11 protein-coding genes and 2 pseudogenes are annotated in these 12,789 nt (G+C 61.5%); 4 read left to right on the top strand and 9 right to left on the bottom strand.

Annotated features, from left to right (window positions below; genetic code table 11):
* Positions 1 to 291: 291 nt before the first annotated feature.
* The 5 genes and pseudogenes from LDZ21_RS21850 to LDZ21_RS31435 form a co-directional block, all read right to left on the bottom strand.
* Positions 292 to 663, bottom strand: a complete 372-nt coding sequence (locus tag LDZ21_RS21850) for a hypothetical protein (RefSeq protein ID WP_244796022.1) — start codon at positions 661 to 663, stop codon at positions 292 to 294.
* Between the two features lie 203 nt (positions 664 to 866).
* Entirely contained in the window at positions 867 to 1,259 is a 393-nt protein-coding gene (locus LDZ21_RS21845) for an AMP-binding protein (RefSeq protein ID WP_244796021.1), read from the bottom strand.
* 67 nt (positions 1,260 to 1,326) lie between these two features.
* A pseudogene (locus tag LDZ21_RS31440) lies at positions 1,327 to 1,464 on the bottom strand (AMP-binding protein); the annotation flags it as partial.
* A gap of 68 nt (positions 1,465 to 1,532) precedes the next feature.
* Entirely contained in the window at positions 1,533 to 1,934 is a 402-nt protein-coding gene (locus LDZ21_RS21840; protein WP_244796019.1) for a hypothetical protein, read from the bottom strand.
* Between the two features lie 281 nt (positions 1,935 to 2,215).
* Positions 2,216 to 2,908, bottom strand: a pseudogene (locus LDZ21_RS31435) (condensation domain-containing protein); the annotation flags it as partial.
* Between the two features lie 650 nt (positions 2,909 to 3,558).
* On the opposite strand from LDZ21_RS31435, the gene LDZ21_RS21830 reads away from it, so the two are divergent.
* The 4 genes from LDZ21_RS21830 to LDZ21_RS21815 all read left to right on the top strand — a co-directional run bounded on the left by LDZ21_RS21830 (position 3,559) and on the right by LDZ21_RS21815 (position 8,260).
* Positions 3,559 to 4,113 (top strand): TetR/AcrR family transcriptional regulator, encoded by a 555-nt coding sequence (locus tag LDZ21_RS21830; RefSeq protein WP_244796016.1) that lies wholly within the window; start codon positions 3,559 to 3,561, stop codon positions 4,111 to 4,113.
* Positions 4,114 to 4,398: 285 nt separating this feature from the next.
* The gene (locus tag LDZ21_RS21825) at positions 4,399 to 5,157 is read left to right on the top strand and encodes a hypothetical protein (RefSeq protein ID WP_244796714.1); all 759 of its coding nucleotides are present in this window, start codon (positions 4,399 to 4,401) and stop codon (positions 5,155 to 5,157) included.
* Positions 5,158 to 5,311: 154 nt separating this feature from the next.
* The gene (locus tag LDZ21_RS21820) at positions 5,312 to 6,667 is read left to right on the top strand and encodes a TAXI family TRAP transporter solute-binding subunit (protein WP_244796014.1); all 1,356 of its coding nucleotides are present in this window, start codon (positions 5,312 to 5,314) and stop codon (positions 6,665 to 6,667) included.
* 12 nt (positions 6,668 to 6,679) lie between these two features.
* A complete protein-coding gene (locus LDZ21_RS21815) occupies positions 6,680 to 8,260 on the top strand; it encodes a phospholipase D family protein (protein WP_244796013.1) in 1,581 nt (526 codons plus the stop codon).
* 31 nt (positions 8,261 to 8,291) lie between these two features.
* Here LDZ21_RS21815 and LDZ21_RS21810 read toward each other — a convergent pair whose 3' ends face one another.
* The 4 genes from LDZ21_RS21810 to LDZ21_RS21795 form a co-directional block, all read right to left on the bottom strand.
* A complete protein-coding gene (locus LDZ21_RS21810; RefSeq protein ID WP_244796011.1) occupies positions 8,292 to 9,269 on the bottom strand; it encodes an aldo/keto reductase in 978 nt (325 codons plus the stop codon).
* 177 nt (positions 9,270 to 9,446) lie between these two features.
* Positions 9,447 to 10,790 (bottom strand): MFS transporter, encoded by a 1,344-nt coding sequence (locus LDZ21_RS21805; protein WP_244796010.1) that lies wholly within the window; start codon positions 10,788 to 10,790, stop codon positions 9,447 to 9,449.
* Positions 10,791 to 10,943: 153 nt separating this feature from the next.
* Positions 10,944 to 11,852 (bottom strand): SMP-30/gluconolactonase/LRE family protein, encoded by a 909-nt coding sequence (locus LDZ21_RS21800; protein ID WP_244796008.1) that lies wholly within the window; start codon positions 11,850 to 11,852, stop codon positions 10,944 to 10,946.
* Entirely contained in the window at positions 11,849 to 12,679 is an 831-nt protein-coding gene (locus LDZ21_RS21795) for an NAD-dependent epimerase/dehydratase family protein (protein WP_244796007.1), read from the bottom strand. Before LDZ21_RS21795 ends, LDZ21_RS21800 begins: the two co-directional genes overlap by 4 nt.
* Positions 12,680 to 12,789: the final 110 nt, after the last annotated feature.

The following is a 12,789-nucleotide window of genomic DNA, read 5'->3' as shown; positions in this document are numbered from 1 at the left end:
AGCATCGCGTCTATGTCGGCACGCTTGGCAAGCCAGCGGGCGTATCGGGTGCGTTCGTCGTGGCGAGTGAGGCCGTCATCGAATGAATCATTCAATGCGAATAAGTTCAATACGCTCGATCACGGCGCATATCTAGTGAACGCGGCCCGCGCGGATATTGCACCATCACATCCGCGTAACGCTGCCGCCTTGCCGCAACGAAACGAAACGAAACGAAACGAAACGAAACGGCAGCGTGCCACGCCCTACATCACTTCCGCGTCGCGCGTGTTGGCAGGAAGAAAGCCTTCGTCACGCAGATAACGCACGTAGACCCTTATCAGTTGCGCATAGTCGATTGCGAAACGCACATCGAACTGCGCGAGCCGCGCGATGGTCCCGATCTGATCGACAGGCCTGTCGTGGAAGGTGGAGATCGCCGGTATAGAAGTCGCGCAGCAGCGCCAGACCGTTAGCCGAGTCCAGTGTGGCCAGCCGCCGCTTCCATGCTTCCGGCGCTTCTGGCAAAGCACGCAGCCCTTCTTTGCCGAGCGCCTCGAACCACGCATCCTGACTCATGCACTCCGGGTTGTGCAGATTGGCGACATGCAAGCCTTCGCGCGGGTGCAGCGCAAGCGCGCACAGGGCGCATAGGGCGCGCGCCAGCACATCGACCGGCGTCATCTCGACGGTTTGACCGGTGGCAGGATACGCGCCTAGCTGAATGCATCCCTGATTGAAGAGCCAGAACTGTCTTCATCGATTTGCGGGTTCCCGGCAAGCACGTAGTACGCCGCGATAGCGCTGCTCGCCCGCGCCGCGAATGGCGCAGGCCACGTTCACGACGCCAGGCAGGGCGGCAAGCTGGTTCTCGATCTCGCCGAGTTCTATGCGAAAGCCGCGCAACTTGACTGCTCGTCGTTGCCGCCAAAGTACTCGATCACGCCGTCTTCCAGATAACGGCCCAGATCGCCCGTGCGATACATCCGCGCATACGGCTTGTCCGCGCACGGATCGGCGTCGAAGCGGCGCAGGGTCAGCGTCGCTTCGTTGCGGTAACCGCGTGCGAGATGGTCCCCGCCGATGCACAACTCGCCGACCGACTCCGCCGGCACGAGTTGCGACTGCGCGTCCAGCAGATACACGTCGTAACCCGGCAAGGGCTTGCCGAGCACGCGCACACGGCCGTCGGGCGCGATCTGGCCGAAGGTCGCCATGACGGTGGTCTCGGTCGGACCGTATAGCGAGCAAAGACGCGTCTTGCCGGCCCACGCTGGCATCGAAATTCGTCGACGCAGCGAGCGTGCTGACACAGCCCGCTGCATAGTCGAGCGCGATAGCCACGCCCGCGATCGTTCGCGCGACGCTGTGCTGTTCGATCAGCACGCCCTTCGGCTCGCCCGTCGAACCGGCGGTGTGAATGACGTAAGCGAGCGCATCGGGCGAGACTTCCGCCAGCGCGCGTGACGCCGCTGGCGCGAGCACGCCGGCGTCGAGGAAGACGAGGTGCGAGAGTTGCGCGGCTTCGAGTCCGGCGCGGCCGTGCGCATCGGTTATTCCAGACCGCCCAGCGCGGGCGCATCGGGCTGGGCGTGCACGATATCGTCGAAGCAAGCGAGCACATCGCGCGGCGCCGCCGCAAGCGGGCCGCCGTGCGACCACGCGCGACGGCGCGCCGCGAGCAATGGGGTATTCAAATCCAGCCCGCCGAGGGGTGTGTCGAGTTGCGTGTCAAGCCGCGACAAAAGCGCCACATAGTGTTCGAGCGCGATGGCCAGTCCACGCGCGCTTGGCGGATGACGGACCTGCGCATCGAGCGTGATGTCCTCGCTCGTGCGCAGGTAGATCGAGACGTCGTGGCGCTCGGGACGCCGGCACATGTGCGTGAGAAGTTCGCCGCGAATGCCGCCGAGAAGCAGCGCGTCGTGCGGCAGGTAGTCGCGCTCGCACAGCACGGTGGTCGCGCGGCGTAGTCCGGCCGCAGACGCTTGAGTTCCTCGAAGACATCGCTGGCGGGGATGTTGCTGTGCAAATTCGCCATCGCGAAGCGCACCGCCGCGTGTTGCGGAAACTGGCGCAGCGTCATGGTCTCGTCGAGGTCGCTACAGATGATGTGCACGCGTTCGTCGTGACCTGCGCGGTCATAGGACTGCTGGCCGCCACGCCGATGATGCGCCGTGATCACCGCCGACCGACGCGACATCTTCTGCAACGCGACATGCAGGCTGCTCTGCAACATGAATTCGACGCTCAAGGCCAACGCATGCGCCTGTTCGCGCAGAGCGCGGCTCAGTGCGCCGCCAAGCGGCATCGTGAAACCCGACTCGCCGGGCGCGCCTTCTACGCACGGCGGTTGCCATGCGAACTCGCCTTCTCCGAGTTGCCGGACCCAGAATGCGAGATCGCTCTGCCATTGCTGCGGTTCCACCGATACGCGTTCGGCTTCGAGAATGTATTGCTGATCGAGCGCGAGATCATCCGCGAATGTTTCGCCTGCATAAGCGCGCGATAACGACGCAAAGAGCGGCTGCAAAGAGAACCGGTCGAGCAGCGCGGGATGACAGAAGAACACCAGATAGCTATTCGCGGCCCCGCGCAGCAGCGTGATCGACCAAGGCGCGCCTGCGTCGATTCGAAGCGGGCGGACGCACAATGTCTCGATCGCCGTCGTGACGCGGGCTTCGTCAGTGTCGTCGAGATCGGCCACTTCGAGGCTTGCAAGTGCGACATCATGCAGCAGGTAGCATGGACCATCGTCGCCGCGAATCACTCGCCAGCGCAAGGGCTCGCAGTGCCGCGCGACATGCGCCACCGCGCGGCCGAGGTGCTCGCTATCAGGCGCGCCATTCAGCCGAAAAGCTGCGCACAGATTGTGCGACGCAGTCGTGGGCGTGGCCGCACGCGCTTGCGTACGGGACGTGGGAAGCATGTGTGTATTTACGATGACCTACGCTGTTTGACGTTCTTCTCGTGGGGAAATGTTCAGCGCGGACTCGGTGTGCAATGCTCAATCAAACCGGCTGAGGATCTCGGGTAGCCCATGATAGTAAGCACACCTTTCGTTTACGCTCGGATGGCCCTAGCGGATACAAAACTGCTGCAACATCGAGTCGGGTCGGCAAGCAAATCGTCCATGTAGCACTCGCAAAACAGCGATATGCGCGACCCTCCGTTGTAACGTATGGGGACAGGCATGATCCCCGCCAAAATAGAAGTCGTCGAAGTTCTTCGATCCATTCGATCGCGCGTCTGACGACCTCCGGCATCGACTTCGGTTCGTCGTCCACCGTCGATCCTTCTGTCGGATGCATCACAAGACTCTGCGCCGCATCCATCTGCTGACGCGCGTCTCCCGGCTCGTATGCGAGTTCTTCAAGCCTGCGAGCTGAGTCGATCAATTGCGCTTCATGCGGCGTTCAACGATGACCTCCGCGTACTTACGAGCGTTTGGGGCCGAGAGCGTTCCGCGAAGAATGTCCGCAAGGTGCTCCCGGCTCGACGAGCGCACGGTTGACGTTACGAGTGTCGCGCGATAAGGTCTTGGTCAACCAACCAAGTTCGTCCCGCGAGGCAGCCAGCGTGCAGGATCGAAGACAAACCATACTCGAGGCCGCCCTCGCCACGTTGCGTGAAGAAGGCTATTCCGGCTTCACGCAACCGCGCGTCGCCAAGCGTGCGGGCGTGCGTCAAAGCCATCTCACGTATTATTTTCCGACGCGGCTCGCGCTGATCGAAGCGGTCGCGCGTACCGCGGTCAACGGACAACTCGGTGCGCTCGATGCTTTCGCCGGCGAAGCATCGCCGAAGATCACCGCTGCCTCGATCGCGAATGTCGCCATGCGGCACGAGAATACTCGCGTGCTGATGGCCCTCGCGCAGGCCGCAGACGAAGAGCCCTCGATACGCCATCTGTTTCGCGAATTCGCAGACGCCATTGCGACGCGCATCACGCGCATGCTCGAAGCGATGGGACTTGCTGTAAGCAAGGAACATGTCGCGATGGTTCATGCGCTCGTCGTGGGCTTTGCCGTCGTGGAGCTTGCGGTCGGACACAGCGACGGCAAGCGCCGTGCAAGCGCGGCCATCGAAGGGTTATTTTCGATGCTGCCGCGTAGCGACGAAAGCGCCCACTAAACCATCGCACGGCCACGCTTTCAACGACCCACCGCAGCGCGACGCAATTCCCTCCCTCGACCGATGCCTCAGACCTTTTGCATGCTGCATACAGAATGCGCCGGACTGATGACATCGCATGAAATAAGTCTGCACAAGACTGCGCGAATGCCTTCCCCTATAGTGAGTCCGTCGCCACAGTAAAACGCCACATGGCCCACGAACCCGGAGGGACGTCCCGTGAACGACCAATCGAATTCTGCATGCAAGCTCGTTTCGTCTGCCTCCAAAACGGGACTGCGCCGGATGATGATCGCCGCCGCGGCCGTCGCCCTCACGCTTTCGAGCGGCTCCGCTTTCGCCGGCTGGGCGCGCGGCGGCACGGCCTACACGGGGCGAGGCGAATATAACAGCGCGCATTTCGGCTCCTGCGGCGGCGGAAGCTGTTCCCATGCGGGCGGCGTGACGAATCCGTGGGGCGGCGTCGCGACTAACTCCGGCACCGTCACCCGTACCTCGCCGGGCCAGTTCTCGAACTCAGGCACGGCCTATGGCCCCAACGGACGTTCGATGCAGCATGCAGGCGACACGAGTTGCGCCAGCGGCTCGTGCTCGCATACCGGCGCCATGACCGGCTCCCAAGGCAACACGGCGACCACCGCGAACACTATTACACGCAACGCGCCCGGGCAGTATTCATCCTCTGGCTCGGTCACCGGACCCAACGGCAATACCTCGACGCATGCGGCATCCACGAACTGTGCGGGCAACACGTGCAACCGCTACGGAACCGTCGATACCGCGAGCGGCGGCACCGTCACGCATTCGGGCAGTGCAACGAGCGTCGCGCCGGGCGTCGTCGTGACATCGGGATCCGCGACCGCGACGAACGTCTCGCATAGCACCACCGTGGTGACGGCCGGGACGGTGACCACCGGCACGGTGATCGTAGCGCCGCCGCCTCCGCCGCCCGCTGTCGTCTACGTGGCGCCGGCACCGGCGCCCGCCGTGTGGGTTCCGGGTCACTGGGTCGGCGCAGTCTGGGTTCCGGCGCATTGGGCCTGAATGCAAAATGCCAACGCTTGGGCGCTCAGGATCGCGTTGACGAGTGCCGCTCACGCGGCGGCTGGCGGTACACTGCGAGTCAACGCCGCGTCCAAACCAGGCTCGACATGCTCAGTGTCAAACCCGATGCGCAGGAATCGAAGGCAATCCGCTCATGCGGCCGCATCGCATGAAACGCCCGCACATGCCGCGGGACCATGCGAAAGGGGTGCTGCACGACCTCACCTGGACAGTCGGGCCTGTAGTGCTCGCTTTTGCGCTCGCGACTGCGCTCGTCGTCTGGCTCGTCGACCCCGCGCCGCCCAAAACGATCACGATGAGCGCCGGGCAACCCGACAGTTCGCTTTACCAGACTGCGCAGGAATACGCGAAGATCCTCGCGCGCAACGGCATCACGCTCAAGGTACTGCCTTCCGAAGGCTCCGTGCAGAACCTGGAGCGCCTGCTCGATCCTAAAGCGCAAGTCGACCTCGCGCTCGTGCAAGGCGGCATCGCTACAAAAGAGCAGGCATCGTCGCTGACCTCGCTCGGCAGCGTGTCCTATGTACCGATCGTCGTGTTCTATCGCGGCAAGGGACTCACGCTGCTATCGCAACTGGAAGGCAAGCGCGTCGCCATCGGACGCGTAGGCAGCGGCACGCGCACGCTATCGCTGAAACTGCTCGAGGCCAATGGCATTACGCCCGGCGGCAGCACGCAGCTTCTGTCGACGGACGGCCTGCAAGCCGCCACCGAACTGGTCAGCAACGAAGCGGACGCCGTGTTTCTAAGCGGTGATTCGGCCACGCGCGGGCTCATGCTTCGGCTGCTGAAAGTGCCCGGCATATCGGTGATGGACTTCAACGAAGCGCGTGCATACACGCGGATCTTTCCGTATCTCGACGAGATCGAGTTGCCGCCCGGCGTGCTCGATCTCGGGCGACGCATTCCACCGCAGACGGTGCATCTGATCAGCCCGACTGTCGAGCTCGTCGCGCGCAACAGCCTGCATCCGGCGTTGTCGGACTTATTGATCGAAGCCGCACAGGAAGCGCATGGAATGGCCGGGCTATTACAGCGCGCGGGCCAGTTTCCCAGTCCGGTTGCGCATGAGTTTCCCATCAGCGAGGATGCCAGCCGCTATTACCGCTCGGGGAAGAGTTTTCTTTATCGCGCGCTTCCGTTCTGGCTTGCGAATATCGCGGACCGCGCGCTCGTGTTGCTTCTGCCCGTCGCGGTACTGGTCTTTCCGATGCTGCGGCTCGTGCCCGCGCTCTATCGATGGCGAGTGCGTTCTCGCATCTATCGCTATTACGGCGCGCTGATCGCAATCGAGCGAGGTGCAATGCATATGTCGAACGATGAAGAGCGGCGCGCATTGCTGGTCGAACTCGACCACATCGAAGAGTCACTGGATACGCTCAAGCTACCGCTTGCCTATGCCGATGCACTCTACGTGCTGCGCGAGCATATCGGCTTCGTGCGGGCGCGATTGAGCACTGCGGCACGCAAGGAACAACACACGGCTTAGGAGGCGACGCCAATGCTCAGGCAAGCATGGATGCGATTGCTCTACGCAATGGCGATGCTCGCCTTGATGACCGCATGCGCAAGCCTGCCGCCTCAAACCGGGCGCACGCCGAGTCATACAATTGCCAAGTCGCCGGATACGCGCCTGGGCCAAGCAGTGTCGGAAAGCGAAGCCGCGCATCCCGACGACAATGCATTTCATCTCTTGTCCGACGGAGCCGATGCGCTCGTCGCTCGCATCGTGCTTGCGGAAAGCGCGGACCGTTCGCTCGATCTTCAATACTACATATGGCACGACGATCTCACGGGGCGCGCGATGGCCGCGTCGGTTCTGCGTGCGGCGGATCGTGGCGTGCGCGTGCGACTACTGCTTGACGATCTCGGCACCAATGCCGATGACGATCTTTTGCTTGCGCTCGCTTCTCATCCGAACATACAGGTGCGTCTCTTCAATCCAGTGGCTAACCGCAGCTTCAAGCGGCTCGGCTCCGCACTCGAATTCGTTAGAGTGAATCGCCGCATGCACAATAAGTCCCTTGTCGCGGATAACCAGTTCGCCATTCTCGGAGGAAGAAACATCGGCGACGAATACTTTGGCGCATCGAGCACGATCGCATTCGGCGATCTCGATGTACTCGTGCATGGCCCCGTCGTTGCTGAAGTATCGGATGCGTTCGATCTCTACTGGAACTCCGATGCGGCCTATCCCATTGAGAACCTCGTGGGCCGCCGCGCGGATTTCAATGCGCTCGCCACATATCGAAAGGGACTCGATTCCTATTTGCAGTCTGAAGCGCATTCTCCCTATGTCGCACAGGCAAGGCAACGTATCTCACAAGCGATCGAATCGCGCGATGCAACGTTTGCGTGGGGCAAGGCCACCTTGCTCTACGATGACCCTGAAAAAATTACGCGTGATCCCAGTGACAGTGAAGGCCGTTTGATGTCGAAATTCAGGGCGCTGCGGCTCGCGCCCAGACATGAATTGCTGATCGTGTCGCCCTATTTCGTTCCGCGCGAGATCGGTGTCGAATGGCTGCGGTCGATGACGGCTCGCGGCGTGCGCGTGACCGTGCTCACCAACTCTTTAGCGGCTACCGATGTCGCGGCAGTTCATGCGGGTTATCAACGCTATCGCAAGGACATGCTCCAAGCGGGCGTGCGGCTATACGAGCTAAAGCCGGTCACGTCCAAAGATGGCAAGAAAGACGATCAAGACAAAGACAAGAAAACGATGTTCGGATCGTCGAAGGCGTCGCTGCATGCAAAGACTTATGTATTCGACCGCGAGCGAATCTTTATCGGCTCCATGAATCTCGACCCGCGTTCAGTGGAATTGAACACGGAGATTGGCGTGTATTGCGAAAGTGCGGCGGCGGCGCAGCAAGTGGCGGATGGCATCGGGATGAGGATGGACCGCATCGCATGGCGCGTCGAAATGCAGCCCAACGCCGGCGGCGGTCAGCGTATGGTCTGGATCGATACGGACGATAAAGGCGCGACGACCACGCTGGAGAGCGAGCCCGGCGTGTCCGCGCTCAAGCGTGCGACGATATGGATGCTTGGCATTCTGCCGATAGAGTCGCAATTATGAGTTTCGAGCGCGACTCTATCGGCGCGCAGATTTACTTGAAGCCTGCGACTGCATGCGGCACATAGGGCGCTTCGAGTTGCGCAATCTCTTCGGCCGTAAGGTCCAGCGACAAGGCGGCAACCGCATCGCTCACGTGATGGGGTTTCGATGCTCCGATGATCGGCGCGCTAACGGGCGCCTTCTGCGCGACCCATGCAAGCGCCACTTGCGCCCGTGGCACACCGCGTGCCTTTGCCACCGAGGCAACGGCTTCGACGATAGCGCGGTCCGCATCGTGCGTTTGATACAGCGTGCTGCCAAAGGCATCCGTTTGCTGACGCTCGCTCGTGGCGTCCCATTCGCGCGTGAGACGGCCGCGCGCAAGCGGGCTCCAGGGCAATACGCCTATGCCCTGATCTTCGCATAGGGGCAGCATCTCGCGTTCCTCTTCGCGATAAAGCAGGTTCAAGTGATTCTGCATCGTCTTGAACTCTGTCCAGCCGTTCGCTCGCGATGTGTAAAGCGCCTTGCTGAACTGCCACGCATACATCGACGACGCACCGATATAACGCGCCTTGCCCGCCTTGACGATATCGTGCAGCGCCTCCAGTGTCTCTTCGATTGGCGTCGTGTAGTCCCATCGATGAATCTGATAGAGATCGACGTAATCGGTGCCGAGTCGCTTCAGGCTGTTATCAATTTCATTGAAGATGGCTTTGCGTGAAAGGCCAGCGCCGTTTGGACCCGGCCGCATGCGATTGAATACTTTCGTCGCAATGACGATGTCATCGCGCTTCGTCATGTCTCGCAACGCGCGGCCAACAATCTCTTCCGATGTGCCATCGGAATAAGTATTGGCGGTATCGAAGAAATTGATGCCGGCGTCCAGCGCCTGCTGAAGGATGGGACGGCTTTGCTCTTCATCGAGCGTCCACGGATGCGTGCCGCGTTCAGGTACGCCGAAGGTCATGCATCCGAGACACAGTCGCGACACTTCAAGCCCGGTCGTGCCGAGTTTCACGTAGTCCATCGGGATATCTCCTTGCCGTCGATTGCTTTTCGAAAGAGTGCGCGAAGGCTCGAAAGCCTTCGCGCACGAGAGGAAAAGCCTAGACATTAGCGCAGCGTGGCGGAACCTGCTTGCCTTACGATCGCTGACGCCGCCTTGCGGCTTGCAAGGAAATCTATGTGCTTCTTCCAGTGCAGACTAAGATCGCGCAGGCTCGCCATCTTCCATATCCCGCGTTCCGGAAATCGTCTCCAATGCCGAGTCATGGTGCAGCAACAAGACTGCGGCGACACCGACCATTCCGGCGCCTGCGAGACAGAGCAGGCCCGCGCCAAAACCGCCGGTGCTGTCCTTGATCCAGCCCATCGCATAAGGTCCAAAGAAACCCGCGAGATTGCCCAGTGAGTTGATCGCCGCAATGCCGCCCGCGGCAGCTGCTCCCGACAGGAACGATGCAGGCAGCGTCCAGATGATCGGCAAGCAACCGAAGATGCCGAAGCCCGCAATCGACAACGCGATCATCTTCAGCACGGGGTTGTCCAGTCCTGCGGAAGCTGCGATGCCACCCGCTGCCACCATCAACGCGATTGCAACGTGCCAGCGTCGTTCGAGTGTGCGATCCGAATGACGTCCCCACAGAACCATGCTGATGACGCCGACTGCGTACGGCAAAGATGTCACGAAGCCAGTCTGAAGATTGCTCAGCCCGAACGCCTTCACGATTTGCGGCAGGAAGAAGCTCAACCCGTAGTTGGTTGCGTTCGCACCGAAATAGATCAGTGCGATCGCCAGCACGCGCGGATTGAAAATCGCTTCCTTCACGCTAAACGAATGCACAGCTTCGCGATGCGCGCGCTCTTGCGCTTGCCGGTCGACGAGCCAGTTGCGTTCATCGTCAGCAAGCCAGTGTGCGTTTTGGGGCTTGTCGGTGAGGTAGAAGAACACGACGAATGCGAGCACGAGCGCGGGAAGCGCTTCGATCAGATAGAGCCACTGCCAGCCCTGCATCCCGCCGATGCCGTCCATCTGCAGCAGCGCGCCGGAGATCGGACCGCCGATCACTGTGGACAACGGAATGGCCGCCATGAAGTAGCCCACGACGCGTCCGCGATATTTCGCCGGGAACCAGAGCGTCAACAGATAGATGATGCCGGGGAAGAAGCCGGCTTCCGCGACGCCCAACAGGACACGCAAGCCATAGAACACATAGGCATTGGACAGGCCCGTTGCTTGCGCAATATGTGGGATGTAAGCCATCAACGCCGCGAGCACGCCCCACGTGAACATGATCCGCGCAATCCACTTTCTTGCACCGAAGCGTTCCAGGAGCAAGTTGGACGGGACTTCGAAGAAGAAATAAGCGATGAAGAAAATGCCTGCTCCAAAGCCAAAGGCGCTCGCGGAAAAGCCAAGCGCCTTGTTCATTTGCAGCGCAGCAAAGCCGACGTTGACGCGATCGAGATAAGCGATGAAGTAGCAGAGAATCAGGAACGGCACGAGACGAAGCATCACGCGCTTCATGGTGCGGGTTTCAAGGTCCATCAATATCTCCTCGAATAGGGAATCGGCAGATCGTTCGGTTTGAAGCGACCTGCGCAGCCTACTCTTTAAGGAGAAACTCCAGAACTGGTGTTTAGCCTGTATAGCGCTAAAAAACTCACTCGCCAAGGCTATGCCAGCGCCTCGGCGTGGCGTTTATGCGACCGGTAACATACCAGCGTAGATTGGTTCCGGTAATCCTTGCACGCCGGGGTGTAACGCGAAGACGCAGCCGTCGGCGTCGGTTGCGTTGGCGGCAGGACGAATCGACGTCACGTAGAGGGTAGACAGATCGTCACCGCCGAATGCGCACATCGAGGGCTTCGTCGCGGGCAGTTCAATCGTGCGATCCAGCTTGCCTTCAGGCGTGAAGCGCAACAGGCAGCCGGCATCATTCGCGCAGGTCCAGTAACAGCCGTCCGCGTCGACCGTCGCGCCGTCCGGACGCCCCACGTGATGGTGCAAGTCCGCGAACACGCGACGGTTATGCGGCGTGCCGGTGTCGGTGGCGAAGTCGAAGGCCCAGATCAGCCGCTTCTGCGGATGCGAATCCGACAGATACATCGTCGCGCCGTCCGGCGAGAAAGCGAGGCCGTTCTGCGTGATGAGTCCGTCGACGATCGGCGCGGACAACGTGCCGTCCGCATCGAATCGAAAGAGCGCGCCTGCCGTACTCGCGAGTGACATGTCCTGAACCATCGTGCCGGCCCAGAAGCGGCCCTGCCGGTCACAGCGGCCGTCGTTGAAGCGCATGCCAGGCGCATCGAAGCGCGGCGCGGCGAGCCTGATCAGGCGAACGTCGCCCGCATCCGGCAGCGTCACCGCGAAGAGCCCCGTTTCCATGCCCGCGACCAATGTGCCCGCCGCATCGAATGCAAAACACGCGACCTGCTCAGGCAACGCCCATTCGCTGCGCTGTCCGGTCGCCACAGCCAGCCGCACGATGCGCCGCGCGGGAATGTCGACCCAATACAACGCATGGTCTTTTGCATGCCAAACGGGACATTCGCCGACTGCTGCGCGCCCCGCCGCCTCCAGCCGTTCCACGCGCGGCGCGCTGTTCATCGGCTGCTATCCATCGGTTCGCCGAGCACGAACGCGCCGCCCTGGAAGCGTTGCGCGGGGTCGTCGTGGTCGTCGGTCGGTGCGCGCACCGGAAAGCGATCGTTGAACTCGACTGAACTGTCTTGCGGGTTGAAACCGAGGAAGCCGGCCTTGCTGTTGTCCCACCACTTGACCGGGTTGTCCGACGCGCCGTAGACCACGGTGTGTCCGACGCGGTTCGTGAAGAGCGAACAGCGCACCAGTTCGATGAAATCCCGGTAGCTGAGATACGTCACGAGCATGCGCGGATTCTTTGGCTCTTCGAACGACGACCCAATACGCAGGCACACCGTCTCGATCCCGAACCGGTCGAAGTAATAGCGCGACAGCGACTCGCCGAAACACTTGGTCACGCCGTAAAGACTATCGGGGCGCTGCGGCGCATCGGCATCGAGCACTTCGGTCACGGGATGAAAACCGATCGCGTGGTTGGAGCTTGCGAACACCACGCGCCGGACGCCGTGACGGCGGGCCGCTTCGTAGATGTTGTAAGTACCGCGGATATTCGCCTCGATGAGATCGTCGAACGGCGCATCGATCGAAATGCCGCCCAGATGCACGATGGCATCGACGCCTTCGACCAGACGCATGACCGCGCCGCGATCCGCGAGATCGACCGCGCTGACTTCCTCATGTGCGGCAGCGTCGTCGATCGGCACGATGTCCGACGCACGCACCACATCGGCCCACTGCGCGAGCGCCCCGCGCAGTTGACGGCCGAGGTTGCCGGCGGCGCCGGTGAGAAGCAGGCGTTCGAACGGCTTGCCCGTTGCAGTTGACTGGTCCATCGAAACTCCTGTCGAATGCGTTTGAACCTGAATGAGTAAAACGTTTTCCGCACTATAGCGATCGGCGCAAGCCGTCGTCAATTGGCATTTTGCACGCTGCATGCAGCAAG

Source organism: Caballeronia grimmiae, assembly GCF_022879615.1.
GTDB lineage: Bacteria > Pseudomonadota > Gammaproteobacteria > Burkholderiales > Burkholderiaceae > Caballeronia > Caballeronia grimmiae.
This window is presented reverse-complemented; position numbering and strand designations above follow the sequence as displayed.

Excerpts from the sequence above, each read along its gene's own strand:
- LDZ21_RS21850 (WP_244796022.1), bottom strand. The coding sequence starts at position 663 with ATGACGCCGGTCGATGTGCTGGCGCGCGCCCTATGCGCCCTGTGCGCG.
- LDZ21_RS21845 (WP_244796021.1), bottom strand. The coding sequence starts at position 1,259 with ATGCCAGCGTGGGCCGGCAAGACGCGTCTTTGCTCGCTATACGGTCCG.
- LDZ21_RS21825 (WP_244796714.1), top strand. The coding sequence starts at position 4,399 with ATGATGATCGCCGCCGCGGCCGTCGCCCTCACGCTTTCGAGCGGCTCC.
- LDZ21_RS21795 (WP_244796007.1), bottom strand. The coding sequence starts at position 12,679 with ATGGACCAGTCAACTGCAACGGGCAAGCCGTTCGAACGCCTGCTTCTC.
- LDZ21_RS21820 (WP_244796014.1), top strand. The coding sequence starts at position 5,312 with ATGCGGCCGCATCGCATGAAACGCCCGCACATGCCGCGGGACCATGCG.
- LDZ21_RS21815 (WP_244796013.1), top strand. The coding sequence starts at position 6,680 with ATGCTCAGGCAAGCATGGATGCGATTGCTCTACGCAATGGCGATGCTC.
- LDZ21_RS21800 (WP_244796008.1), bottom strand. The coding sequence starts at position 11,852 with ATGAACAGCGCGCCGCGCGTGGAACGGCTGGAGGCGGCGGGGCGCGCA.
- LDZ21_RS21810 (WP_244796011.1), bottom strand. The coding sequence starts at position 9,269 with ATGGACTACGTGAAACTCGGCACGACCGGGCTTGAAGTGTCGCGACTG.
- LDZ21_RS21805 (WP_244796010.1), bottom strand. The coding sequence starts at position 10,790 with ATGGACCTTGAAACCCGCACCATGAAGCGCGTGATGCTTCGTCTCGTG.